26 protein-coding genes are annotated in these 24,367 nt (G+C 59.6%); 12 read left to right on the top strand and 14 right to left on the bottom strand.

Going from position 1 to position 24,367, the window contains the following annotated elements:
• Positions 1-70 precede the first annotated feature (70 nt).
• Both ACM6IT_RS06630 and ACM6IT_RS06635 read left to right on the top strand, forming a co-directional pair.
• Positions 71-361, top strand: coding sequence for a DUF2782 domain-containing protein (locus tag ACM6IT_RS06630; protein ID WP_015092908.1), 291 nt, complete (start codon positions 71-73; stop codon positions 359-361).
• Between the two features lie 57 nt (positions 362-418).
• Complete coding sequence (locus ACM6IT_RS06635; protein ID WP_056726711.1) at positions 419-1,372, top strand: homoserine kinase; 954 nt, start codon at positions 419-421, stop codon at positions 1,370-1,372.
• A gap of 109 nt (positions 1,373-1,481) precedes the next feature.
• On the opposite strand, the gene znuA is transcribed toward ACM6IT_RS06635, so the two are convergent.
• A complete protein-coding gene (gene znuA, locus ACM6IT_RS06640) occupies positions 1,482-2,402 on the bottom strand; it encodes a zinc ABC transporter substrate-binding protein ZnuA (RefSeq protein WP_414917725.1) in 921 nt (306 codons plus the stop codon).
• A gap of 66 nt (positions 2,403-2,468) precedes the next feature.
• Between znuA and zur the strand changes: the two genes are divergently transcribed.
• From zur to ACM6IT_RS06660, 4 genes are read left to right on the top strand one after another with little or no spacing between them, the layout of a single operon-like run.
• Positions 2,469-2,951 (top strand): zinc uptake transcriptional repressor Zur, encoded by a 483-nt coding sequence (gene zur, locus ACM6IT_RS06645; RefSeq protein WP_056726713.1) that lies wholly within the window; start codon positions 2,469-2,471, stop codon positions 2,949-2,951.
• Entirely contained in the window at positions 2,951-3,736 is a 786-nt protein-coding gene (gene znuC, locus ACM6IT_RS06650; protein ID WP_056726714.1) for a zinc ABC transporter ATP-binding protein ZnuC, read from the top strand. Before zur ends, znuC begins: the two co-directional genes overlap by 1 nt.
• The gene (znuB, locus tag ACM6IT_RS06655) at positions 3,729-4,517 is read left to right on the top strand and encodes a zinc ABC transporter permease subunit ZnuB (RefSeq protein ID WP_046042679.1); all 789 of its coding nucleotides are present in this window, start codon (positions 3,729-3,731) and stop codon (positions 4,515-4,517) included. The genes znuC and znuB overlap by 8 nt, the downstream gene beginning before the upstream one ends.
• Before the next feature lie 37 nt (positions 4,518-4,554).
• A complete protein-coding gene (locus ACM6IT_RS06660; protein ID WP_056726715.1) occupies positions 4,555-5,271 on the top strand; it encodes a PA5502 family lipoprotein in 717 nt (238 codons plus the stop codon).
• A gap of 134 nt (positions 5,272-5,405) precedes the next feature.
• On the opposite strand, the gene katE is transcribed toward ACM6IT_RS06660, so the two are convergent.
• Complete coding sequence (katE, locus tag ACM6IT_RS06665; protein WP_414917726.1) at positions 5,406-7,544, bottom strand: catalase HPII; 2,139 nt, start codon at positions 7,542-7,544, stop codon at positions 5,406-5,408.
• Positions 7,545-7,754: 210 nt separating this feature from the next.
• On the opposite strand from katE, the gene ACM6IT_RS06670 reads away from it, so the two are divergent.
• From ACM6IT_RS06670 to ACM6IT_RS06680, 3 genes are all read left to right on the top strand, one after another.
• Positions 7,755-8,762, top strand: a complete 1,008-nt coding sequence (locus ACM6IT_RS06670) for a methionine ABC transporter ATP-binding protein (protein WP_056726717.1) — start codon at positions 7,755-7,757, stop codon at positions 8,760-8,762.
• On the top strand, positions 8,762-9,436 hold the full coding sequence (locus ACM6IT_RS06675) for a methionine ABC transporter permease (protein WP_056726718.1): 675 nt from the start codon (positions 8,762-8,764) through the stop codon (positions 9,434-9,436). The genes ACM6IT_RS06670 and ACM6IT_RS06675 overlap by 1 nt, the downstream gene beginning before the upstream one ends.
• Before the next feature lie 73 nt (positions 9,437-9,509).
• Complete coding sequence (locus ACM6IT_RS06680; RefSeq protein ID WP_414917727.1) at positions 9,510-10,280, top strand: MetQ/NlpA family ABC transporter substrate-binding protein; 771 nt, start codon at positions 9,510-9,512, stop codon at positions 10,278-10,280.
• Between the two features lie 76 nt (positions 10,281-10,356).
• On the opposite strand, the gene ACM6IT_RS06685 is transcribed toward ACM6IT_RS06680, so the two are convergent.
• Genes ACM6IT_RS06685 through ACM6IT_RS06705 form a run of 5 tightly spaced genes read right to left on the bottom strand, consistent with a single transcriptional unit; the run spans position 10,357 to position 14,256 of the window.
• Positions 10,357-10,992, bottom strand: a complete 636-nt coding sequence (locus ACM6IT_RS06685) for an SCO family protein (protein WP_409078218.1) — start codon at positions 10,990-10,992, stop codon at positions 10,357-10,359.
• The gene (gene cyoE / locus ACM6IT_RS06690; protein ID WP_056726721.1) at positions 10,989-11,888 is read right to left on the bottom strand and encodes a heme o synthase; all 900 of its coding nucleotides are present in this window, start codon (positions 11,886-11,888) and stop codon (positions 10,989-10,991) included. Before cyoE ends, ACM6IT_RS06685 begins: the two co-directional genes overlap by 4 nt.
• Positions 11,876-12,946 carry a COX15/CtaA family protein gene (locus ACM6IT_RS06695; protein WP_414917728.1) on the bottom strand — a complete coding sequence of 357 codons (1,071 nt, stop codon included), beginning with the start codon at positions 12,944-12,946 and terminating at the stop codon, positions 11,876-11,878. Before ACM6IT_RS06695 ends, cyoE begins: the two co-directional genes overlap by 13 nt.
• A 10-nt stretch (positions 12,947-12,956) precedes the next feature.
• A complete protein-coding gene (locus ACM6IT_RS06700; protein WP_414917729.1) occupies positions 12,957-13,550 on the bottom strand; it encodes a hypothetical protein in 594 nt (197 codons plus the stop codon).
• Entirely contained in the window at positions 13,516-14,256 is a 741-nt protein-coding gene (locus ACM6IT_RS06705; RefSeq protein WP_056726724.1) for an SURF1 family protein, read from the bottom strand. Before ACM6IT_RS06705 ends, ACM6IT_RS06700 begins: the two co-directional genes overlap by 35 nt.
• A gap of 71 nt (positions 14,257-14,327) precedes the next feature.
• Here ACM6IT_RS06705 and ACM6IT_RS06710 point away from each other — a divergent pair, with 71 nt between their 5' ends.
• Positions 14,328-14,531: a twin transmembrane helix small protein gene (locus tag ACM6IT_RS06710; protein WP_007969817.1), complete on the top strand. Its 204-nt coding sequence runs from the start codon at positions 14,328-14,330 to the stop codon at positions 14,529-14,531.
• A 16-nt stretch (positions 14,532-14,547) separates the two neighbouring features.
• On the opposite strand, the gene ACM6IT_RS06715 is transcribed toward ACM6IT_RS06710, so the two are convergent.
• The 4 genes from ACM6IT_RS06715 to coxB form a co-directional block, all read right to left on the bottom strand.
• Positions 14,548-15,435 carry a cytochrome c oxidase subunit 3 gene (locus ACM6IT_RS06715; RefSeq protein WP_056726725.1) on the bottom strand — a complete coding sequence of 296 codons (888 nt, stop codon included), beginning with the start codon at positions 15,433-15,435 and terminating at the stop codon, positions 14,548-14,550.
• 25 nt (positions 15,436-15,460) lie between these two features.
• A complete protein-coding gene (locus tag ACM6IT_RS06720; protein ID WP_056726726.1) occupies positions 15,461-16,012 on the bottom strand; it encodes a cytochrome c oxidase assembly protein in 552 nt (183 codons plus the stop codon).
• A gap of 117 nt (positions 16,013-16,129) precedes the next feature.
• On the bottom strand, positions 16,130-17,722 hold the full coding sequence (ctaD, locus tag ACM6IT_RS06725; RefSeq protein WP_056726727.1) for a cytochrome c oxidase subunit I: 1,593 nt from the start codon (positions 17,720-17,722) through the stop codon (positions 16,130-16,132).
• Between the two features lie 82 nt (positions 17,723-17,804).
• Entirely contained in the window at positions 17,805-18,932 is a 1,128-nt protein-coding gene (gene coxB, locus ACM6IT_RS06730; RefSeq protein ID WP_056726728.1) for a cytochrome c oxidase subunit II, read from the bottom strand.
• Positions 18,933-19,301: 369 nt separating this feature from the next.
• Here coxB and ACM6IT_RS06735 point away from each other — a divergent pair, with 369 nt between their 5' ends.
• Positions 19,302-19,952 carry a hypothetical protein gene (locus tag ACM6IT_RS06735; protein WP_414917730.1) on the top strand — a complete coding sequence of 217 codons (651 nt, stop codon included), beginning with the start codon at positions 19,302-19,304 and terminating at the stop codon, positions 19,950-19,952.
• Between the two features lie 119 nt (positions 19,953-20,071).
• Here ACM6IT_RS06735 and ACM6IT_RS06740 read toward each other — a convergent pair whose 3' ends face one another.
• The 3 genes from ACM6IT_RS06740 to ACM6IT_RS06750 form a co-directional block, all read right to left on the bottom strand.
• Complete coding sequence (locus ACM6IT_RS06740) at positions 20,072-21,598, bottom strand: SulP family inorganic anion transporter (protein WP_414917731.1); 1,527 nt, start codon at positions 21,596-21,598, stop codon at positions 20,072-20,074.
• Between the two features lie 90 nt (positions 21,599-21,688).
• Positions 21,689-22,420, bottom strand: a complete 732-nt coding sequence (locus ACM6IT_RS06745; RefSeq protein ID WP_414917732.1) for a carbonic anhydrase — start codon at positions 22,418-22,420, stop codon at positions 21,689-21,691.
• A gap of 243 nt (positions 22,421-22,663) precedes the next feature.
• Entirely contained in the window at positions 22,664-23,722 is a 1,059-nt protein-coding gene (locus ACM6IT_RS06750) for a PA0069 family radical SAM protein (protein WP_414913609.1), read from the bottom strand.
• Between the two features lie 243 nt (positions 23,723-23,965).
• On the opposite strand from ACM6IT_RS06750, the gene ACM6IT_RS06755 reads away from it, so the two are divergent.
• Positions 23,966-24,265, top strand: coding sequence for a hypothetical protein (locus ACM6IT_RS06755; protein WP_414913608.1), 300 nt, complete (start codon positions 23,966-23,968; stop codon positions 24,263-24,265).
• Positions 24,266-24,367 lie beyond the last annotated feature (102 nt).

Here is a 24,367-nt window from a genome sequence, read left to right on the forward strand (position 1 = left end):
AGGATCAACCTTTTCGGCGGGTCCGGCGCTAGAATAGCGGGACCGTTGACGACAAAGGGACAAGGTTATCATGCGCACACTAAATCGCCTGTTGCTGGCTGGCTTGTTTGCAATCACACCACTGGCCGTCATGGCGGCGGACGATGCGCCATCGCCGGAACCGGATGTGACTATTCGCACGGAAGGCGACAACACGATCAAGGAGTACCGCCAGAATGGCTTCCTGTATGCCATTCAGGTAACACCGAAGGGCGGAAAACCGTACTTTCTGGTGCGGGCAGATGGATCGGACGGTAACTTTATCCGCTCGGATCAGCCCGATATGCTGATTCCGTCGTGGAAGATTTTCGAATGGAAGTAGTTTCTTAATTTCAATCGGCGCCGGCTCAACAGCGGCGCCCGTACTGGCAGCTTAAACATGTCTGTGTTCACCCCCCTGGCTCGGCCCGAGCTGGAAGCTTTTCTCGCCCCTTATGGCCTCGGCCGCCTGCTTGATTTCCAGGGGATTGCCGCCGGTAGCGAAAACACCAATTTCTTTATCAGCCTGGAGCAGGGCGAATTTGTCCTGACCCTGGTCGAGCGCGGCCCGGTTCAGGAAATGCCGTTCTTCATCGAACTGCTCGACGTGCTGCACGGCGCGGACCTGCCGGTGCCTTATGCCTTGCGCACCACCGACGGCGTGGCCTTGCGCGAACTGGCGGGCAAGCCTGCGTTGCTGCAACCGCGCCTGGCTGGCAAACACATCAAGCAAGCCAACGCGCAACATTGCGCGCAGGTAGGTGAGTTACTCGGCCATCTGCACCTGGCGACCCAGGCCAACATGATCAAGCGCAAAACCGATCGCGGCCTGGACTGGATGCTGGAAGAGGGCACGCAGTTTTTGTCGCACCTCGGTGGTGCCGAACAGAAAGAGCTGCTGCAGCGGGCGCTGGAAGAAATCACCCGGCAGAAAGAAAAAATCCTGGCACTGCCACGGGCGAACATTCACGCCGACCTGTTCCGTGACAACGCGATGTTCGAAGGCACGCACCTGACCGGGTTGATCGACTTCTACAACGCCTGCTCCGGGCCGATGCTCTACGACGTGGCGATTGCCTTGAACGACTGGTGCTCGGACGACGATGGCGTGATCGATGGACCACGAGCGCGGGCCTTGCTCGGCGCTTACGCGGCCTTGCGACCGTTCACCGCCGCCGAAGCCGAGTTGTGGCCGACCATGCTGCGGGTCGCTTGCGTACGGTTCTGGTTATCACGCTTGATCGCCGCGGAGTCGTTCGCCGGGCAGGACGTGTTGATTCACGATCCGATGGAGTTCCAGTTGCGCCTGGCGCAGCGCCAGACAGTCAATACGCCGCTGCCTTTCGCCCTTTAAATTGTGGCGAGGGAGCTTGCTCCCGCTGGGTTGCGAAGCGACCCCCTCTTTAGGCCTGCTGCGCAGTCCAGCGGGAGCAAGCTCCCTCGCCACAGGGTTATTGCATTAATTAAAGCGACTCCAGGCACCCTGCCAGATCATTCCCCAACTTCTCCAACACCTGCTCATAGCCCTGAACGGTCGCCGGTGTGTACCCGCCCAGCGCATCCAGTTCAGCCAGCTTCACTGGCAGTCCGGCCACCAGGGTTTCCGCCAGGCGTGGCCGCAGCGGTGGTTCACTGAACACACAGGTCTTGCCGACTTCCTGCAACCGCGCGCGCATTGCCGCGACATGCTGGGCACCGGGTTGCACTTCGGCCGCGACGCTGAACACACCCACGTGCTTGAGGCCGTAGGCGTCTTCGAAGTAGTCGAAGGCTTCGTGGAAAACGAAGTAGGGCTTGCCTTGAACATCGGCCAGGCGTTTCTTCAGGCGCGCATCCAACGCATCGAGACGCTCGTCGAAGGCTTTCAGATTGCTCTCATAGCGCGCGGCATTTGCAGGATCGGCGGCAATCAGGTCAGCGGCCATTTTCGTGGCGATGACCCGGGCGTTGACCGGCGACAGCCACAGGTGCGCATCCAGACTGCCCGGACGGTGATCGTGGTCGTGCTCGTCGGCTTCTTCGGCGTGTGAGTGGTTATCTTCGGCAAAACGACGCAGTTTCATGCCCGGCAAATCCTGCACGGCGACGTTAGGCAACGTACGACCATTGAGCACCCGTGGCAGGAAGCCTTCCATGTCCGGGCCGATCCAGTACAGCAGGTCCACCGACTGCACCTTACGTACGTCGGAAGGCCGCAACGCATAGTTATGCGGCGAAGCACCCGGTGGCAGCAAAACCTCGGGGATCGCCACGCCGTCCTGCACTGCAGCCGCGATCAACTGCAGAGGCTTGATGCTGGTAAGGACCTTGACCTCGGCCTGCGCCGAACCGATCAGCAGAAAACTTGCGATAAATGCGACAAAAACAGAAAAAAGTCGGGACACGATGACCACTCGAAGAGGCGAGAACGGGTAACATAATAACGTCTCTCACAATCGTCGTCGCCGCTCATGCTCAAAACACCGATCGCCAGCCGTCCCCACGACCACTCACATTGCGTTCACAGCGCTTTGTCCGAGGCCGATGCCCTGTGCGCGCGTCAAGGCCTGCGCCTGACCGCGTTGCGCCGGCGAGTGCTGGAACTGGTGTGGCAAAGCCACAAGCCGCTGGGTGCCTACGACATTCTCGCAGTCCTTAGCGAACAGGACGGGCGCCGCGCCGCGCCGCCGACGGTGTACCGCGCGCTGGATTTCCTGCTGGAAAACGGCCTGGTCCATCGGATTTCCTCGCTCAACGCCTTCATCGGCTGCAATCACCCGGAACATGCTCACCAGGGTCAGTTCCTGATCTGCCGTGCGTGCCACGCCGCGATCGAACTTGAGCAAAAATCCATCAGCGACGCGATCATCGCCAGCGCCAGGGATGTCGGGTTTGTCGTCGAAGGCCAGACCGTCGAAGTGGTCGGTCTCTGCTCGGGTTGCCAGGGGGCTTGATGAGCAACGCGCTGATCCGTCTTGAACAGGTTGCCGTCACGTTCGCCGGGCAACCGGTGCTGGACAACATCGAACTGAGCGTCGAGCCGGGGCAGATCGTTACCCTGATCGGCCCCAATGGTGCCGGCAAAACCACCCTGGTGCGGGCCGTGCTCGGCCTGTTGAAACCGGACAGCGGCAGCGTCTGGCGCAAGCCGAAACTGCGGGTCGGTTACATGCCGCAAAAACTTCACGTCGATCCAACCCTCCCGCTGTCGGTCCTGCGTTTCTTGCGCCTGGTGCCGGGCGTGGACCGTGCGATGGCCTTGGCGGCACTCAAGGAAGTCGGCGCCGAACAGGTGATCGATAGTCCGGTGCAAAACGTTTCCGGCGGCGAAATGCAACGCGTGTTGCTGGCCCGGGCCTTGTTACGCGAACCGGAACTGCTGGTACTCGACGAACCGGTACAGGGTGTCGACGTGGCCGGCCAAGCTGAGCTGTACAGCCTGATCACCCGCCTGCGTGACCGTCACGGTTGCGGCGTGCTGATGGTCTCCCACGATTTGCACCTGGTGATGAGCACCACCGACCAGGTGGTTTGCCTCAATCGTCACGTCTGCTGTTCCGGCCATCCCGAGCAGGTCAGTGGCGATCCGGCTTTCGTCGAGCTGTTCGGAAAAAACGCACAAAGCCTGGCGATTTATCACCACCACCACGACCACGCCCACGACTTGCACGGCTCGGTGGTCAAGGCGCCCACACCGGGCCAACCCCATGTTCACGGAGATAGCTGCAAGCATGGCTGATTTTCTGCTCTACGCCCTGCTTGCAGGCTTGGCCCTGGCCGTTGTCGCAGGCCCGCTGGGGTCTTTCGTGGTCTGGCGGCGCATGGCCTATTTCGGCGACACCCTGTCTCACGCGGCATTGCTCGGCGTAGCCCTGGGCTTCCTGCTGGATGTCAGCCCGACCGTTGCCGTCACTGTTGGCTGCTTGCTGCTGGCGGTGATGCTGGTGACCTTGCAACAACGCCAGCCGTTGGCGTCCGACACGCTTTTGGGAATTCTCGCACCCAGCACGCTCTCTCTGGGCCTGGTGGTACTAAGCTTCATGCACGAAGTGCGGATCGACCTGATGGCATACCTGTTCGGCGACCTGCTGGCGATCAGCCCGACCGATCTGGCCTGGATCCTTGGCGGCAGTGCTGCTGTACTGCTCTTGCTGGTTGCGTTGTGGCGCCCATTGCTGGCGATCACGGTGCACGAAGAACTGGCCAGGGTCGAAGGCCTGCCGGTGGCGGGATTACGCCTGGCCTTGATGCTGTTGATCGCCGTGGTGATTGCCGTAGCGATGAAAATCGTCGGGGTGTTACTGATCACTTCGTTGCTGATCATCCCGGCGGCTGCGGCACAACGTCACGCCCGCTCGCCGGAGCAGATGGCACTGGGCGCGAGCCTGCTGGGCATACTCGCCGTGTGTGGCGGACTGGCGTTGTCCTGGTTCAAGGACACCCCGGCCGGCCCGTCGATTGTGGTGACGGCCGCCGCGCTATTTCTGCTGAGTTTTGTTCTGCCCCGTCGAGGGGTGTAGACTTGCTCGTTTTTTGCGCAAATAGAGAGTCGCAGGAATGAAGTCGTTCGCCTCCCGTTATCTGCTCCTTGTCGCATTTTCTTTGCTGCTGGGCGCCTGCCAAAGCACGCCATCGGAAGCCACCAAGGCCGCCGATGCACGGGCCATGGCCATCGTGCAGCTGGAGCAAAACATCGCCAGCGATGAACTGGCCATCGCCGAAGACCAATTGGCAGCCTTGCAGGCCGAATCGCCCAACGATGCTTCCCTTGAGCAATACCAGCGGCAACTGGCCGAAGCCTATCTGCGCCGCAGCCAGACCGTATTGCAAAAAGGTGACGTGGATGCCGCCGCGACCGCCCTGAGCCGTGCCCGCGCGTTGATGCCCAAGGCTCCGGCACTGACCGGCGGAGTCAACGGCTCGATTGCCCAGGCGCGCAAGGCCGAGCTGGAAAAGGCCGAAGCCGCCCTCAAGGCTGCCGAAGCCAAGCCAAAAGCCAAGGTCATCGACCCGATGGCTGAAAGCACCACTGTCGTACTGAATATCAACGATATGGGCAAACTGCGTCGCCAACTGGATGCCATCGCCGCCGATGTGGTGAATTTTCAGTGTGATGTGAGCATTCAGGCTCCACGCACCAACGATTACCCTTGGCTGGCTAACTTGCTGACCAAGCGAGTGAAGAAGCTCGATCCTGAGTTTGATCTGAAGCTGGAGCGGCAGATTTTGCGCAGTGTTCCGGCACAGATGGTTCTGAGTCCGCGCAAACCCTGAAAAGCATCGTCGGAACGCCGACCGGAGCAAGCCCGCTCCCACAATGCCCGAGTTAGCCACAAAACAAGTGACCAACCTGGAGCCCTGTGGGAGGGGGCTTGCCCGCGAAGGCATCCTGTCTGGCAGTAAAACTCTCAGGCCGGAATCGCCTTGGCCTTCGCCTCTCTGTCCCAAACCCGATGCTGCCCTATTGCAGCCAAAAACGGTTTGATCAATTTCGCATCCGCCCCCACGATCAACCCCGCATCAGCCTCCAGCTTCAACACATCCAGCAACTGCTTCGCCTCGCCCTGCAACGCGATAGCCTTCAGATGCTTGTATGCCTCCAGCAGGTAATGCAGTGCCACTCCGTCAGTGCTCAGCGCCTTGATCGACGCGGCTCCGCCCGGCACGAACACCGCATCGAACGCCACCGAAGGCGAACCTTCCATCGAAGCTTCGACCGCAAGGGTTTTGCCATCAGCCGTTTTGACTGGCGCCGAACTCGGCCCTAACAGTATCCCGTGGGCCCCCTCCGCTTTCAGCGCTTTCTTCATTGCAGCGATCGAGGCGCCATCGACACCGTTCGCCGCCAAAATCGCAATTTTTCGCGTCTTGATGTTTTCCGGCAACAGATTGGCCTGGCTCAATGCCGGTGAATGATCCAGCGCGGTTTTGCGCACCTCGACGGTTCCTCGACTGGGCGCAGGCAATCCAAGGTTCTGCGCCACGCGCCTGGCCAATTCCAGATCGATATTGACAAGGATTTCGTTCACTTCCCGGGCGCGGATCGCCTCACGCTCGACCTTGCCCAACTCAAAGCTATAGGCCGAGATGATGTGCTCCCGTTCATGCTCACTCATGCTGTGGAAAAACAAGCGAGCCTGGGAGAAGTGGTCCGCGAACGATTCGCTGCGCAGGCGAATCTTATTGGCGTCGATGCGCTCCGGGTAGCTATCGAACCCGCCGTTCTGAGCGGAGGCCGGCGTTTCCTTTGGCCAGCCGCCATCAATGGAGTTCGGCTCATAGGAGGCACGTCCTTTGTCGATAGTGGTGCGGTGCTGCGCATCCCGCTGGCCGTTGTGGAAGGGTGACACCGGACGGTTAATCGGGATCTCGTGAAAGTTCGGTCCGCCGAGTCGGCTGATTTGCGTGTCGGTGTAGGAAAACAATCGACCTTGCAGCAGAGGATCGTTGGAAAAGTCGATCCCCGGGACGATATGTCCGGGGCAAAAGGCAACCTGCTCGGTTTCGGCGAAGAAATTGTCCGGATTGCGGTTCAGCACCATCTTGCCCAACGGCGTAATAGGGACCAACTCTTCGGGGATCAGCTTGGTGGGGTCGAGAATGTCGAAATCGAAGGCATGTTCGTTTTCTTCTTCGATGACCTGCACCCCCAACTCCCACTCCGGATAGTCGCCGATCTCGATCGACTCCCACAGATCACGACGGTGGTAGTCGGCATCTTTTCCCGCAAGCTTCTGCGCTTCGTCCCACACCAACGAGCAAGTGCCGGCCGTGGGGCGCCAGTGGAATTTGACGAACCGCGATTTTCCTTCGGCGTTGATCAGGCGGAAGGTATGCACACCGAAGCCCTGCATGCTGCGCAGACTTTTCGGGATCGCCCGGTCGGACATCGCCCACATCACCATGTGCGCCGATTCCGGCACCAGCGAGACAAAGTCCCAGAAGGTGTCATGGGCCGAGCCCCCGGTAGGGATTTCGTTGTGCGGCTCGGGTTTGACCGCATGCACGAAATCGGGAAACTTGATGGCGTCCTGAATGAAGAACACCGGCATATTGTTGCCCACCAGGTCGAAGTTGCCTTCGTCGGTGAAGAACTTCACCGCGAAACCTCGTACGTCGCGCACGGTATCGCCTGAGCCTCGCGGCCCCTGCACCGTGGAAAAACGCACGAAGACCGGGGTTTTCTTCGCCGGATCCTGCAGGAAACCGGCCTTGGTCAGTACAGAGTGGTTTTCATAACTCTGGAAGTAACCATGGGCACCGGTCCCGCGAGCGTGAACGATGCGCTCCGGGATCCGCTCGTGATCAAAATGCGTGATCTTTTCACGCATGATGAAATCTTCCAGCAAAGACGGCCCGCGGGCCCCGGCCTTCAGGGTGTTCTGGTTGTCCGCCACCTTCACGCCCTGGTTGGTGCGCAAGGCCTGCTCAGTGGCATCGGAGCGAAATGTTTCCAGGTTGTCGAGCTTGGCGTTGGTGTTGTGGCGGTCCGGGGTATCGGACCCGGCCAGGGCACTCTGGGTGGCGGCAGGCTTCTTGATACTCATCAGGCGTGAACTCCTCAGGCGTATTCCAGTGGCCTAAGTAGTGACTGACGTATTTCTTCAGCCGTTCCTTTTTTCTGACCTTTGATCGCGTTATTGCCAAATGACAGGACAAATGCGAAATAAATGCTAAGAACCTCTATACGGACAGGCTAAAATGCGCGCCCGGCTAACCGCTGATCCTTTTCTAACGCGCCCCACAAGGTTCGCTACGTGATCGAGTTTCAAAACGTCCATAAAACCTACCGCGTCGCCGGTAAGGAAATCCCCGCCCTGCATCCGACCAGTCTGACGATTGAGAACGGGCAGGTTTACGGCTTGATCGGTCATTCCGGCGCAGGAAAAAGTACCCTGCTGCGTCTGATCAATCGCCTGGAAAACGCCAGCGGCGGCAAGATCATCGTCGACGGTGAGGAAGTCACCGCTCTAGACGCCAACGGCCTGCGCCGCTTCCGTCAGCAGGTCGGGATGATTTTCCAGCACTTCAACCTGCTGGCCTCCAAGACTGTCGCCGACAACGTGGCGCTGCCGCTGACCCTGGCCGGCGAACTGTCGCGCAGCGAGATCGATTCCCGCGTGGCCGAGTTGCTGGCGCGAGTCGGTTTGTCCGACCACGCCAAAAAGTACCCGGCGCAATTATCCGGCGGGCAGAAGCAGCGTGTGGGCATTGCCCGTGCGCTGGCGACCAAGCCGAAAATCCTGCTGTGCGACGAAGCCACCAGCGCCCTCGACCCGCAAACCACCGCGTCGGTCCTGCAATTGCTGGCCGAGATCAATCGCGAGCTGAAACTGACCATCGTCTTGATCACCCACGAGATGGATGTGATCCGCCGGGTCTGCGACCAGGTAGCCGTGATGGACGCCGGCGTGATCGTCGAGCAAGGCTCGGTGGCCGAGGTGTTCCTGCATCCGAAGCACCCGACCACCAAGCGCTTCGTGCAAGAAGACGAGCAGATCGACGAAAGCGAACAGCGTGACGACTTCGCTCACGTGCCGGGGCGCATCTTGCGTCTGACCTTCCAGGGCGAAGCGACCTACGCGCCTCTGCTGGGCACTGTCGCCCGGGAAACCGGTGTGGACTACAGCATCCTGGCCGGTCGTATCGACCGCATCAAAGACATCCCTTACGGGCAACTGACCCTGGCCGTGACCGGCGGTGACATGGAAGCGGCCTTTGCCCGCTTCACCGCAGCCGACGTCCACATGGAGGTGCTGCGCTAATGGAAGCCCTGACAAGTTTCTTCGCCAATATCGACTGGTTCGAAATCTGGCTGGCCACTGGCGACACGATGCTGATGCTCGGCGGTTCGCTGCTGTTCACCGTGTTGCTCGGTTTGCCCCTGGGGGTCCTGCTGTTCCTGTGCAGCCCGCGCCAGTTGCTGGAAGCCAAAGGCGTCTACGCGATGTTGTCGCTGGTGGTGAACATCCTGCGTTCGCTGCCGTTCATCATCCTGTTGATCGTGATGATTCCGTTCACCGTGTTGATCACCGGCACGTCCCTCGGTGTCGCCGGAGCGATCCCGCCACTGGTGGTGGGTGCCACGCCGTTCTTCGCACGCCTGGTGGAAACCGCCCTGCGTGAAGTGGATCGCGGCATCATCGAAGCGACCCAGGCCATGGGCGCGACCACACGACAGATCATCACCAACGCCTTGCTGCCGGAGGCTCGTCCGGGCATCTTCGCAGCAATTACGGTGACAGCCATTACACTGGTGTCCTACACGGCGATGGCCGGTGTCGTGGGCGCCGGTGGTCTGGGTGACCTGGCGATCCGCTTCGGCTACCAGCGTTTCCAGACCGATGTGATGGTGGTGACCGTGGTGTTGCTGCTGGTACTCGTTCAGGTACTGCAAACCGTTGGCGACAAATTGGTCGTCCACTTTTCCCGTAAGTAAGACATGAGCCGGCCATTCGCTGGCAGGTGCCAAACGGGCACCGCAAGCGGGCACCTCACATGGAGTTAGCTGAATGAAAAAACTACTCGTGGCCTTCGCGGCCGTTGCGGCATTCTCTGCCCACGCTGAAACCCTGACCGTCGCAGCCACCCCGGTTCCGCACGCCGAGATCCTCGAATTCGTGAAGCCGACGCTGGCCAAAGAAGGCGTGGACCTGAAGGTCAAGGTATTCACCGACTACATTCAGCCGAACGTGCAGGTCGCGGAAAAACGCCTGGACGCCAACTTCTTCCAGCACCAGCCGTACCTGGATGAGTTCAACAAGGCCAAGGGCACCCACCTGGTTTCCGTGGCCGGCGTGCACCTGGAGCCCCTGGGCGCTTACTCCAACAAGTACAAGACCATTGCCGAACTGCCTGGCGGTGCCAACGTGGTGATCCCGAACGACGCCACCAACGGCGGCCGTGCGCTGTTGTTGATGGCCAAGGCCGGCCTGATCAAGTTGAAGGATTCGAACAACATCCTGTCGACCGTGAAAGACATTACCGAGAACACCAAGGACCTGAAAATCCGCGAACTGGAAGCCGCGACCATCCCGCGCGTACTGACCCAGGTCGACCTGGCGCTGATCAACACCAACTACGCGCTGGAAGCCAAGCTCGATCCGGCCAAGGACGCGCTGTTCATCGAAGGCAGCGACTCGCCTTACGTGAACATCCTGGTGGCTCGCCCGGACGACAAGGACAGCGACGCGATGAAGAAACTGGTCGCTGCCCTGCACAGCCCGCAAGTGAAGGCCTTCATTCTCGAGAAGTACAAAGGCGCGGTGGTGCCGGCGTTCTGATCGAACTGCTGCAACGAAAAAGGGGACGCCAAGTGCGTCCCTTTTTTGTGCCTTGAAATATAGACCCCTGTGTCACTTAGTTGCGCTTGAGCATCACCGGCAACTGCGCCACCAACTTCGCATTATTCAACGGCGCCCGAATAAACCCGCGCTGAGTGCCATCCGGCCCGATCACGGCAAGGTTACCGCTGTGGTCAACGGTGTAGTTCGGCTTGCTGGTGTCCGCCGGGATGAACGGAATGCTCACCGCGTTGGCGATCGTTTGCAACTCGTCGGTCGACGCCGGGGTCAGGCCGATGAACTGCGGGTCGAAGTAGCCCAGGTACTGCTTCAGTTGCTTGGGCGTATCGCGATTGGGGTCGATGCTGACCAGCACGATCTGCAGTTTATCCACCGCTTCTGGCGGCAACTCGCTCTTGATCTGTCGCAGTTGGGCGAGGGTGGTCGGGCAGATGTCCGGGCAGAAGGTGTAGCCGAAGAACAGCAGGCTCCACTTGCCTTTCAATTCGTTGATCGCGACCGGCTGGCCGTCCTGATTGGTCATCGTCACGTCCGGCAGATTACGGCTCTGCGGCAGCAAGATGATGCCGGCGTCGATCAGCGCCGTCGGATCGCCCTGGTTTTTCCCGGACAGCACCTTGTTGACGGTCAGGCCCAGGATCAATGCAACCAGGGCGACGAGTATGAAGACGGTTTTCTGGGTTCGAGTCATAGGTTCAACAATAGATAGTGGTCTACGAGCAGGGCGATAAACAACAGGAACAAGTAGTAAATAGAGTACTTGAACGTGTTGATCGCCGCGTGCGGCCGAGTGCCACGGTACAGCACCACGGCCCATTGCAGAAACCGCGCGCCCAGCCCGAGCGCGCAGACCAGGTAGAGCGTGCCGCTCATGTGGATCACATAAGGCATCAGGCTGACGGCAAGCAATGCGAAGGTATAAAGCAGGATGTGAATCTTGGTGTAGTGCTCGCCATGGGTGACCGGCAGCATCGGGATGTCGGCCTTGGCGTATTCCTCCTTGCGATGGATTGCCAGCGCCCAGAAGTGCGGCGGGGTCCAGGCGAAGATGATCAGCACCAGCAGCAGCGGTTCGGCGCTGACGTGACCGGTGGCGGCGGTCCAGCCGAGCAATGGCGGCGCGGCACCGGCCAGCCCCCCGATGACGATGTTCTGCGGAGTCGCGCGCTTGAGGAATCCGGTGTAGACCACCGCATAGCCAAGCAATGAGGCGAGGGTCAGCCACGCGGTCAGCGGGTTGGTGAACGCCAGCAGCATGGCTTGCCCGAGGACCGCCAATACCAGCGCGAACGTCAGCGCAGCGGTCGGCGAAACCCGGCCTTCGGCGAGCGGCCGTTTGTGGGTGCGCGCCATCAACGCGTCGATGCGCCGGTCCACCACATGATTGACCGCCGCCGCGCCACCGGCACACAGGGCGATGCCCAGGTTGCCGAAAATCAGCACCGTCCATGGCACCCCGGCGCGGGTCGCAAGGAACATCCCCACCAGTGAAGTGATGAGCATCAGCACCACGACTTTGGGTTTGGTCAGTTCCAGGTAGTCACGCCAGATCGCCTGACTGGGACGTTCGCCGATCAGAATCGCCATGGCATCTCTCCTTTTATTGTTATGGGCCCGGCTGAGTGTTTACGCGGGCTGAAGTGCCAGCGCGCTTGCTTGACCCGGACCAGACTGGTTCGGGCGTGGTAGTTGACCAACACCATGGTCAGCAACAGCACCGCGCCGCCCGCGTTATGCGCAACGGCCACCGGCAGCGGCAGATGGAACAGCACATTGCTGATGCCCAGGGTGATTTGTGCGCCAAGGGCAATCAGCACCAGGCCTGCCAGGCGCGTCATGCCGACTGTTTTCAGTTGCCAGGCCAGACCGAGCAGCACCAAAGTCACCAACAGGGCGCCAATACGGTGAGTCAGGTGAATCGCAGTACGAGCATCGCTGTCCAGTTGCCCGCCGAGGTAGTTCGGGCCGATGTGCTGGGTCAGGTGAAAGCCGTTGGCGAAGTCCGCCGGTGGCAACCACTGGCCGTGGCAGGTCGGGAAGTCGATACAGGCCACCGCGGCATAATTGGAACTGACCCAGCCCCCGAGGGCGATTTGCCCGATCACCAGCAACAGCCCCGCCGTCGCCCAGTGCTGTAAACGTCGTGGCACAGTCAGCGCCGGCAGCACACCGGACAGGCGCAAGGTCAGCAGAAACAACAGGCTCAAGGTCGCGAAGCCGCCCAGTAAATGCCCGGTGACCACCTGCGGCCAGAGCTTTAGCGTTACCGTCCACATGCCGAACGCGGCCTGGCCAAGAACCACCGCCAACAGAAACAACGGCAGCTTCACCGGTTGCCCGGGATGGCGGCGATGCACCCACGCACGACCGGCCAACACCGCGATCAACAGCCCCAGCGTGCCGGCGAAATAGCGGTGGACCATCTCGTTCCAACCCTTGTGGGCCTCGACCGGAGCGTCCGGGAAATGCAATTCGGCATGGGCCAGCTGGGCTTCGCTTTTCGGTACGCTGATGAAGCCATAGCAGCCGGGCCAGTCCGGGCAGCCGAGGCCGGCGTGGGTCAGGCGGGTGTAGGCGCCGAGCAACACCACAATCAGTGCCAGCAAGGTGGCAAACAACGCGAGGCGAAATCCAGGCTTGGCCATGACGATGCCCTTATCCGATGTTCGACAGTTTCAGCAGGTGGCGCAGATCGTTGAGCAGGTCCTTGCCCTTTACCGACGGGTCGTAGCGCAGCACCAGATTGCCGTGGGGGTCGATGATCCACAGATGCGGCGTGTCATTGCTCTGGGCGCCTTTAGTGTAGGCAGGCAAGTCCAGCGAATAGCGTTGCAACTGCGGGTACTCGCGTTGAAGTTTAGACTCGTAATCGCTGTTCAGCGTCTGCGCAGCGGCCAATGCATGACTGGCGCGGGACGCATCGCGGCCCAGGCCGATCTGGATTTGCCGCGCCAGATACACCAGTTGCTGACAATCCACCGCGCAATCCTTGGGCGCGGTCACCAGTATCTGCCAACGCTCTTCCTGGGCCTGCACGCCGATGTCCGCACGGGTCTGGCCGTTGCCGATCAGTTCGCCGTGATAACTGCGGCCCTCGGGCACCCAGAAATTCAGCTTGTACATGCCGGTGGCGAGGATCATCGGACCGATCACCCCGAGCAGGATCAGCAGCAGTTGCATACGGCCCTTGCGGCGGTTCACCGACGGTTTCGCCTCAGACATGTTGGGTGGATTCATGGCCGCTCCCATGGTGTTTCTCCTTTGCGTTGTGCCAGCCGAGATAGAGATAAAGGCCGAACAGGGCGATCGCCATGGCGAACCACTGCACGGCATAAGCGATGTGTTTTTCCGGACCCATGGCGACTACGGGCCAGTCGGCCTGATAGGTGGCGGGGCCGGTTTCGGCGCGCAGTTCGTAGGCAAAGCCTTCGCGGTTCAGTGCTGTCCAGAGCTTGTCTGGCTCAACGGCCGTAATCAGCTTCGGCCATGTCAACGTTGTGGGATCTGCGTGCAATTGGAACGTCGCCCCGGGGGAGACATAGACCCACGCCTCGAGGCTGACTGCTTCGCCAGGTGTCTTGAATTGCGGTGGTGTGCGGCGCTCCGGCCAAGGCAACCAGCCGCGATTGACCAGCAGCCAAAGCCCGGAGGCCTGGTCTAGAAAGGGTTGCAACAGCTCGACGCCAACCCTGCCGTTGCGTTGACTGTTGTCCAGCAGCAGGCTGTGTTCGGCATCAAACCGGCCGTACAGGTGAACCCGACGGAAGGCCGGGTCTGTCGTGTGTTGCAGTTCGGTGCTGGCCATCGGCTCAGCGGCCCGGCGCTCGGCGTAGGTTTGCAGCAGCGCGCTTTTCTCCGCGCCCCGGCTCAATTGCCAGAACCCCAGGAACACCAGTAGCGGCAGCAACAGCACCACCACCAGCGTTGGCACGATACCCGGCCGAAAGCGCTTCATGGCATCGCCAGAAAGTCGGTCATCGCGATAGCTATACTCAAGTGCATCGCTTATCCCCCCGGAGTCTCACCATGCTCAAAGCAGCCATCGTCCTGATGCTGATTGCCACGGTTGTCAGCCTGTTCAGCGGCCTGTTTTTTCTGGTCAAGGACGACAGCCGCTCAAACCGCCTCGTCATTGCCTTGAGTGTGCGTGTCACTCTGGCCGCCATTACCCTGGGCCTGATCACCTGGGGTTTTTTCAGCGGCCAGTTGGTTTCCCATGCCCCCTGGTAACTAAAAGCTCACAGCCTCAGAGCACATAGACGAAAACAAACAGCCCGATCCACACCACATCCACGAAGTGCCAGTACCAGGTCGCCGCTTCAAAACCGAACTGGTGCTCGTTGTCGAAGTGCCCGCGCATGATCCGCACCAGCATCACGAACAGGATGATGGTGCCGATGGTGACGTGGGCGCCGTGGAACCCGGTGAGCATGAAGAAGGTCGCGCCGTAGATGCCCGAACCCAGGGTCAGGCCCAGTTCACGGTAGGCGTGCATGTACTCTTCGGCCTGGAAGGTGAGGAACGCACAGCCGAGCAATACGGTGAGCGCCAGCCAGAGTTTCAGTGCGCCGCGATGGCCCTTCTTCAAGGCATGGTGGGCAATGGTCACGGTCACGCTGGAACTCACCAGCAACACGGTGTTGAGCAACGGCAGGCCCCAGGGGCTGATGACCTCCTTGGGCGGCGGAAACAGTTTCGAGTCAGGGTTGCTCAGCAGCGGCCAGGTGAACTGGAAGTTCGGCCACAGCATGTGCGCCACGCCTTTGGCGCCTTCACCACCGAGCGCCGGCCCGGAGATATGACGGACATAAAACAGCGCGCCAAAAAAGGCGATGAAGAACATCACCTCCGAGAAAATGAACCAGCTCATGCCCCAGCGGAACGAGCGATCCATCTGTGCGCTGTACAAGCCGCCGCGACTTTCCTTGATCACCGTACCGAACCAGCCGAACAGCATGTAGGCCACCAACAGCCCACCGACGAAAAAGATCAGCGGGCCGTGGGATTCCGGACGCGCTGCCTTCAGATCATTGAACCAGGTAGCCAGGCCAAACACCGTGACGAACATCCCGACCGTGGCGATGATCGGCCATTTGCTCTGGGCCGGGACGTAATAATGTTCATGAGTTGCCATTTATTGTTCTCCTTATCGGGCACGCTCAGCCGCCAGTGTTTACAGCTACCGGTGGATGTCGGGCGGTGATATCGAACAGCGTGTAAGACAGCGTCAGGTGCTTCACATCCTTGGGCATGTCACGGTCAACGATGAAACGTACCGGCATCTCGATCCGCTGACCGGGCTGCAGCACTTGCTGGGTAAAGCAGAAACATTCGGTCTTGTGGAAGTACGCCGCCGCATTGCTGGGCGCGATGCTCGGCACGGCCTGGGCGCTCATCGGCTTATCGGTGGGGTTGTGGGCGATGAAGATCATCTCGTTCACCGCCCCCGGGTTCGCGGTCAATTCATCATGTTTGGGGTAAAAGTCCCACGGCATGTCGGCGGTGTTGGTCGACAGAAACTGCACGCGCACCTGCCGCGAGGTGTCGACCGTTTGCTCACCCTCGTATTGCCCGCCGGTCTTGCCATTGATGCCGAAGGCCTTGCACATCACGTCGTAGATCGGCACCAGGGCAAAGCCAAACACAAACATCGCCACCACCACGGTCAGCAGGCGCGTGACCAGTTTTTTCATCGAAATCGAGTCAGCCATGGGCCAAGCCCTCCACACAGAACTCTGTGGGAGCGGGCTTGCCCGCGATAGCGGCCTGCCCGACACACCGCGTCGCATGCATCGCAGGCAAGCCAGCTCCCACAGGACCGAGGCGTTTCATTTCACTTCCGGCGGTGTGGTGAAGGTGTGATACGGCGCCGGTGACGGAATGCTCCACTCCAGGCCTTCAGCCCCATCCCATGGCTTGGCCGGTGCTGGCGGGCCGCCGCGAATGGTCTTGATCACGATGAACAGGAAGAAGATCTGCGTGGCGCCGAACATGAACGCGCCGATCGACGACACCATGTTGAAGTCGGCGAACTGCAGGTTGTAGTCCGGAATCCGTCGCGGCATGCCCGCCAGCCCCACAAAGTGCATCGGGAAGAAGGCCAGGTTCATGCCGATGAACGACAACCAGAAATGCAGCTTGCCCAGGGTTTCGTCGTACATGTGGCCGGTCCATTTCGGCATCCAGTAGTAGGCCGAGGCGAAGATCCCGAAGATCGCCCCCGGCACCAGCACGTAGTGGAAGTGCGCGACCACGAAGTAGGTGTCCTGGTACTGGAAGTCCGCCGGGGCGATGGCCAGCATCAACCCGGAGAAACCGCCGATGGAGAACAGGATCACGAACGCCACGGCAAACAGCATCGGCGTCTCGAACGTCAGCGAGCCCTGCCACATGGTGCTGGCCCAGTTGAACACCTTCACGCCGGTAGGCACCGCGATCAGCAGCGTGGCGTACATGAAGAACAACTCGCCCACCAGCGGAATACCGACCACGAACATGTGGTGCGCCCAGACGATGAACGACAGGAACGCGATACTCGCCGTGGCGTAGACCATCGAGGTGTAGCCGAACAACGGCTTGCGCGAAAAGGCCGGAATGATCGAGCTGACGGCGCCAAAGGCCGGCAGGATCATGATGTACACCTCGGGGTGACCGAAGAACCAGAATACATGCTGGAACAGCACCGGGTCTCCGCCACCGGCGGCACTGAAGAAACTGGTGCCGAAGTGGATGTCCATCAGCATCATCGTCACGCAACCGGCCAGTACCGGCATCACCGCGATCAGCAGGAACGCGGTGATCAGCCAGGTCCAGACGAACAACGGCATTTTCATCAGCGTCATGCCGGGGGCGCGCAGGTTGAGGATGGTGGCGATCACGTTGATCGCCCCCATGATCGAACTGATCCCCATCAAGTGGATGGCGAAGATGAAGAAGGTCACGCTTTCCGGCGCGTAGGTCGTCGACAGCGGCGCGTAGAACGTCCAGCCGAAGTTCGGCCCGCCACCGGGGGTGAACAGGGTCGATACCAGCAGCAGGAACGCCGCGGGCAACAGCCAGAAGCTGAAGTTGTTCATGCGCGGCAGGGCCATGTCCGGCGCGCCGATCATCAGCGGGATCATCCAGTTGGCGAGGCCGACGAAGGCCGGCATCACCGCACCGAAGACCATCACCAGGCCGTGCATGGTGGTCATCTGGTTGAAAAATTCCGGCTGGACGATCTGCAGCCCCGGCTGGAACAGCTCGGCGCGAATCACCATCGCGAACGAACCGCCAAGCAGGAACATGGAGAACGCAAACCACAGGTACAGCGTACCGATGTCCTTGTGGTTGGTGGTCAGCACCCAGCGCATCAGGCCTTTGGCGGGGCCGTGGGCGTGGTCGGTGGCGGTATGAACATGTTCATCGATTACAGCAGTCATGTCCTGTCTCCTGCAAACAGATGGGCTGGGCAGGCCGGGGTGCGTAGCCCCGACCGGTTCCGTAGGTGCGCAATAGACCGGGTCATTTGCTTTCCGCCTGTTTCAGCTCCAGCACTTCTTTAGGCGTGACCATGTCGCCCTTGTTGTTGCCCCAGGCGTTACGTTCATAGGTCACGACTGCCGCGATATCGACTTCCGAGAGTTGTTTGCCGAATGCGGCCATGGCGGTGCCAGGCTTGCCGTGGAAGACAATGCTCAGGTGAGCATCTTTCGGCCCAGTGGCGATCTTCGAGCCCTTGAGCGCCGGGAACATCGGCGGCAGGCCCTGGCCTTCGGCCTGGTGACAGGCCACACAGGTGGTGTGATAGACCTTGTCGCCGCGATCCTTGAGCTCGTCGAGAGTCCATTCCTTGCTGGTCAGCTCTTTGAGCTGCGCGGCTTCGGTCTTGCGTTCGGCCAGCCATGTTTCGTAATCGGCCTTTTCCTTGACCTCGACCACGGTCGGCATGAAGCCGTGATCCTTGCCGCACAACTCGGCGCACTGGCCACGGTAGATGCCGGGCTTGTCGACGCGGGTCCAGGCTTCATTGACGAACCCGGGAATCGCATCGCGCTTGACCGCGAAAGCCGGCACCCACCAGGAGTGGATGACGTCGGCGGAGGTCACCAGGAAGCGCACCTTGGCGCCGACCGGCAGCACCAATGGCTTGTCGACTTCGAGCAGGTAATGCTCGCCCTTGGCTTCCTTGTTGTGGATTTGATCCTGGGGAGTGGTCAGGTTGCTGAAGAACTCGACGTCCTGGCCCAGGTACTTGTAGTGCCACTTCCACTGGTAGCCGGTGATCTGGATATCGATTTCCGGCTCGCTGGCGTCGTACATCTTGATCAGGGTCGCGGTAGCGGGAATCGCCATGGCCACCAGGATCAGGAAGGGCACGATGGTCCAGAGGATTTCGACGGTGGTGCTTTCATGAAATTTGGCGGCCACCTGCCCGGTCGAGCGGCGGTGGAGAATCATCGACCAGAACATGGCACCAAATACGATGATGCCGATCACCACACAGATCCAGAAAATGATCATGTGCAGGTCGAATACTGCGTGACTGATTTCAGTCGCTCCAGGCGCCATATTCACAGTCCAGGCCGCTTGTGCCTGACTGAAAATCGACCACAACAGGAGGCCCATCCAGACATGTGGATGTCGCATCATTGCGGGTTCCCCTTATCGTTCTTGTTATCCCGCCGGCTTTCACCTGCGGCAAGGGAGCGGCTGCATCAGACTACGAACTTGAGCACCGGGCCTTGCTGCATATGCAGTCGGGCGTCATCAGCTAACTCCATTCCACCCCGAGTATAGACAGCGACTCTCACCTCGCAATGCGAAGGCGTAAATGATCTGAAACAGCATTAACTTGCGTTGCAGGGCACGAATGGAGAAGGATGCAGACGAGTGGTGGCAAACCGATATAACGGGGCCGTCTCAAGGATGAAATAATTATGACAAATGCGTCTTAGCATTTTTCGTAAGCCAGCTAAGTTATGTCTTCCCTATTTCATTGCCTTGTTTCCTGGAGTTTTCATGAACACCGCCGCATTGCGCGAGCAGATCCAAAAAGCCCAACAACACGAAGCCCAGACCGGCCTGCTGACGCGTCAGCTGGAAAGTAAGCTGTATCATCTGCACCCGGCGATCCAATTGCCGGAGGCCGATACCAACGGCGTACTGACGCGATTTGTCGCCGCCTACATCGAAGAAGTGCCCGATCTGCTGGATGCAGCCAATGAAGTCGCAAGGGAAGCGGGCATTGAGTCACAGATCAAACCGGTGCTGAGTATCGCCGAGCAGTACTTCCTCCAGCCGCCAGCCATCATGGCCGGCCATGTCGGGCTCGACAGCCTGCTGGATGAAGCTTACCTGGCGCACCGGTTTGTCGAAGAGGTCAACGACCTGTACATCAAGCATTTCGGCCAGCCACTGATCCCTTTGGACATGACTGTCGCCAACCTGATTGCTCACCAATTGATCGGTGAGGAATTTGCCAACCAACTGGACGAAGTGGTGCATCACACCATTGACGAGATGCTCAACGACGAAAGTTTCGCACTGGAGTCGGTGGAAGCCTACCGTGACAAACTCAATAGCCCGGACACCGGTGCCGCGTGGAAACGCTGGCCGTGCATGTCCCGCCGTTTGGGCGTAGGCCTGGAACTGGATCAGCCGGCGGCTTGATCCACCGGTAAACACAATCCCCTGTGGGAGCGGGCTTGCTCGCGAATGCGGTTTCACATCCAACATATGTGTTGGCTGATCCACCGCTTTCGCGAGCAAGCCCGCTCCCACACTGTTATCTACCCGGCCGCGCCGACGCCAGTATTCGTCCGCACCCGCCCCTCAAGTCTGCGCTTCAATCCCCGCGATTCAATCATCAGCTTCGAACCCTTGGCCGCATTCGCCCGACCCCATTCCTCCAGCAACTCCAGACACGAGTGATCGATGTAGCTCAGATTATTGAGCGGCACATGCACCGTCACGCCTGGTGGAATACTGCCCAGCACCTGGGTCAGCGCCGGCACTTTGAGGAAGGTCGCCGCGCCCACCAGGCGCAATTCCATTTCCCCTTCCTGCGGCAGGTCGATCAGGCTGATTTTCAACCGCGAAGCTTTCAGCGCCAGCTTCACCAGCGTCAGGCCGAAGCCAATCAACACGCCGGTCAGCAGGTCCGTGAAAACAATGGCGAGCGCGGTTGCCGCATAGGTGAACATCGGCGCCCGACCGTACCGACCCAAACCACGGAAGACCTTGAGATCCACCAGCTTGAAACCGGTGTAAACCAGCACACCCGCCAGGCTCGCCACCGGAATGCTTTGCAGCACGCTGGACAGCAACAGCACGAACGCCAACAACCACAGGCCGTGGAAAATGGTCGAAAACCGCGTGGTTGCGCCGGCCTGAACATTCGCCGAACTGCGCACGATAACGCCGGTCATCGGCAACGCCCCAAGCAGGCCACACAGCATGTTGCCGATACCTTGCGCCGACAATTCCCGGTCGAAGTCCGAGCGCTGACCACTTTGCATGCGATCAACCGCGGCAGCTGAGAGCAGGGTTTCGGCACTGGCGATGAAGGCCACCGCAAACGCCGCGATCAGTAAAGCCGGATCAGCCAGGTTGAGCAGATCCGCTGGCTTCAGCCAGTCGATGGCCTCCGTCAGGTTGGCCGGTACCTCGACCCGCTTGACCTGCAACGCCAGCATCAGACTGGCAAGCGTGGCCAGACCGACGCCGAGTAGCGCGCCAGGAACGAAGCGCAGGGATTGCGGACGGAATTTCTCCCACAGCCACATGACGGCGATCGTCGACAAACCGAGCAACCCGGCTTGCCAGCCAAACGAGGGCAACGCCTGGGCCATCGCCGCCGGGAAGGCCGCCAGGTTATCCAGGCCGGAGGGTTTGGGCACGGCATCCAGCATTACATGCACCTGAGACAGGATGATCAGCACACCAATCCCGGCCAGCATGCCGTACACCACCGCGGGTGCCGTCACCCGAAACCAGCAGCCCAGCTTCAAACGGCCAGCCACCAGTTGCAGCAAACCCGCCAACAACAGAATGGGCCCGAGCATGGCGATACCGTGTTGGCGAACCAGTTCGAATACCAGAACGGCCAGGCCCGCCGCCGGACCGCTGACTTGTAGCGGCGAGCCGGCCAACCAACCGACCACCAGACCACCGATGATGCCGGTGATCAGTCCTTTGGCCGGCGGTAGCCCCGAGGCAATCGCGATGCCCATGCACAGGGGCAGGGCGACCAGAAACACAACCACCGAAGCCAGCAGCTCCCGTGGCAGAACAGCTTTGAGTCGAGCAGCACGCATGGTGAATCTCCCGAAGTTTTCTTCAGGCATGGCAAAGCCAGGCTGCCTGAACGGCAGCCTCGGCTGAACCACACAACGATTTAGGAGGGTTTAGAAGCGCGCTTTGGGCGTCGCCACGGGAATTGGCAGGCTGCCATTAAGCGGCAGGAAACAGCCTTGATCGGCGTCGTACGCTTTGATTTCGCTGGTTTCGATGTTGTAGACCCAGCCGTGAATAAATAGCTGACCATTGGCCATGCGCGAGGCCACCGACGGATGGGTGCGCAGATGCTGCAATTGGGCGATCACATTCTCTTCGGTGAGGATGTGCATGCTTTCGCTTTCGCTAGAGCAGTTACAGTTCTCCTGCACCATGGTCTTGGCCACTTCGGCATGACGCAGCCAGGCTTTGACCGTGGGCATTTTTTCCAGACTGTCCGGGTTGAGCACCGCGCGCATGGCGCCGCAGTCGGAATGCCCGCAAATTATGATGTGATGCACTCCCAGCGCCAGTACGGCGTACTCGATGGCCGTGGAAACACCGCCGTTCATTTGCCCATAAGGCGGCACGACGTTGCCGACGTTACGGGTCACGAACAAGTCGCCGGGGGAGCTCTGGGTAATCAACTCGGGAACAATGCGCGAATCGGCGCACGCGATGAACATCGCTCGTGGCCGCTGGGCCGTGGCGAGTTTCTTGAAGAGCTCTTCCTGCTGAGGAAAGATCTCATGATGAAAATGCAAAAAGCCGTCAACGATATGCTGCAACGCTGCATCGGCGGTTTCGGCCGCGGGTTGGGCTGAAGCCGACGCAGCCAACGGCTGTTTATCCTTGTCACTCATCAATTCATCCTCATTGGCGGGCTCAGGGAGTCTTCCCGGGTGGTCCGGTGTGAAGCCAGTGGCTGTTAAAAAACATCCAGGTCAAAAATCTCGACCCATCAGTCACTCGATGAACAAGGTAGCGGCCGAATCTTAATTGAAACTGAATAAAACGCTCTGGAATGCGTGTTCCAGGTCACAAAAAACGTGACCAGCCTAAGGCGTGAGCGCGATCTTCAGTACTCAACCATAGGCCAATTGTCCTCAAATCAACGACATTTGGCGACCAGGCGGACAAAAGGCATTGCAGTCCAGGTCAAAGCCTTCCCGGCGATTGAGCCCCAGGCGCTTGATGGTTTTGGCAAAGCGCTGTGCCAGCAGGTCGGCGAAGGGGCCTTCACCGCGCATTCGAGCACCAAAGCGGCTGTCGTAGAGTTCACCGCCACGGCTCTGGCGAATCAGGCTCAGCACATGCGCCGCCCGTTGCGGATAGTGGGCACCCAGCCATTCTTCGAACAGCGGCGCCACTTCCAGCGGCAGGCGCAACATCATGTAGGCAGCACTTTGCGCCCCGGCCGCATGGGCCTCGGTGAGCAGGCTTTCGAGCTCACTGTCGTTGATCATCGGAATCATCGGTGAACACAGCACGCCCACTGGAATGCCCGCCTCGCGCATGACCCTGATCGCCCGCAACCGGGCCGTGGGCGCTGCGGCACGGGGCTCGAGGATGCGTTTGAGTTCGTCATCCAGGGTGGTCAGGCTGATCATTACCGCCACCAGCCTTTGGCTGGCAAGTTCGGTCAGCAGGTCCAGGTCGCGAAGAATCAGCGAGCCCTTGGTGACGATGGTCACAGGGTGTCGGTAACGCAGGAGTACTTCGAGGGTTTGCCGGGTGATCCTGTAGTCACGCTCGATCGGCTGATAGGGATCGGTGTTGGAACCCAGATTGATCGGTGCGCATTGATAGCCACGTTTGGACAGCTGCTCCTCAAGTACGTCCACGGCGTTGGTCTTGGCGATCAGTTTTGTCTCGAAATCCAGCCCCGGCGACATGTCCCAATAGGCGTGACTGGGGCGTGCGTAGCAATAGATGCAGCCATGCTCGCAGCCGCGATAAGGGTTTATCGAGCGATCAAAGGGCAGGTCCGGCGAATTGTTGCGGGTGATGATGGTTTTCGCCGTCTCGATGCGCACTTCCGTGCCTTGAGTCACGGGTGCTTCCTGGTACCAACCGTCGTCCTCGGCCACCGAATGATTAGGGGCGAAGCGGTTGTGCGGGTTGGTCGCGGTGCCGCGTCCGCGAGGAGGCAATGGCATATTCATAGTGAGCGCCCTACCGTACTGTATGCTTATACAGTACACCAGAACTCATCGGCGAGCCAATGCCGTTCGGCGCCTTTTGTATAAACGGCTAATTAACAGCTTGACCATTAAACATGGATGGGACGCCTCCAGAACTCTTTGAAATTGAGAGTTACATATAAAGAGTGGCCTAAAAATTATGTTTGTCTGTATTGTTTAGTCGCTGTAATCAGACATATGGAAATAACTTAAAGGGATTTAATAATGTCGTTTTTTAATCGTCGTGGTATTTTTCTGCAAAAACTTGGGCCTACCATAGTCGACCCGAATGAAGTGCTAGTCTCCATGCAGTTTGCTTTGAAAGAATCGAGTCTGGATGGTAACGGCTCTCCGACGGAGAGCCTGCTGGATTCCACCATTTACATTGCTTCGTCTCGCGACGGTGGCCAGACTTTCAGTATTGACAATGTCAGAGACGTAGAGGGTGATGGCAATATCGGTGAAACCGACAAGGTAAAAATGCTGGCACTGGCCAAAGCTTATGCAAATATTGTCAATCCATAATTGATGATTTGCAGTAAGCAATCGACAGGAGAATATCGATGTGGTTTGACCTGCTGCGCATGACGTCCATGCGTAGCAGATTGGATATATAGGGATATTATT

It is taken from the genome of Pseudomonas sp. IT-P4 (assembly GCF_949767755.1).
Lineage (GTDB): Bacteria > Pseudomonadota > Gammaproteobacteria > Pseudomonadales > Pseudomonadaceae > Aquipseudomonas > Aquipseudomonas monachiensis.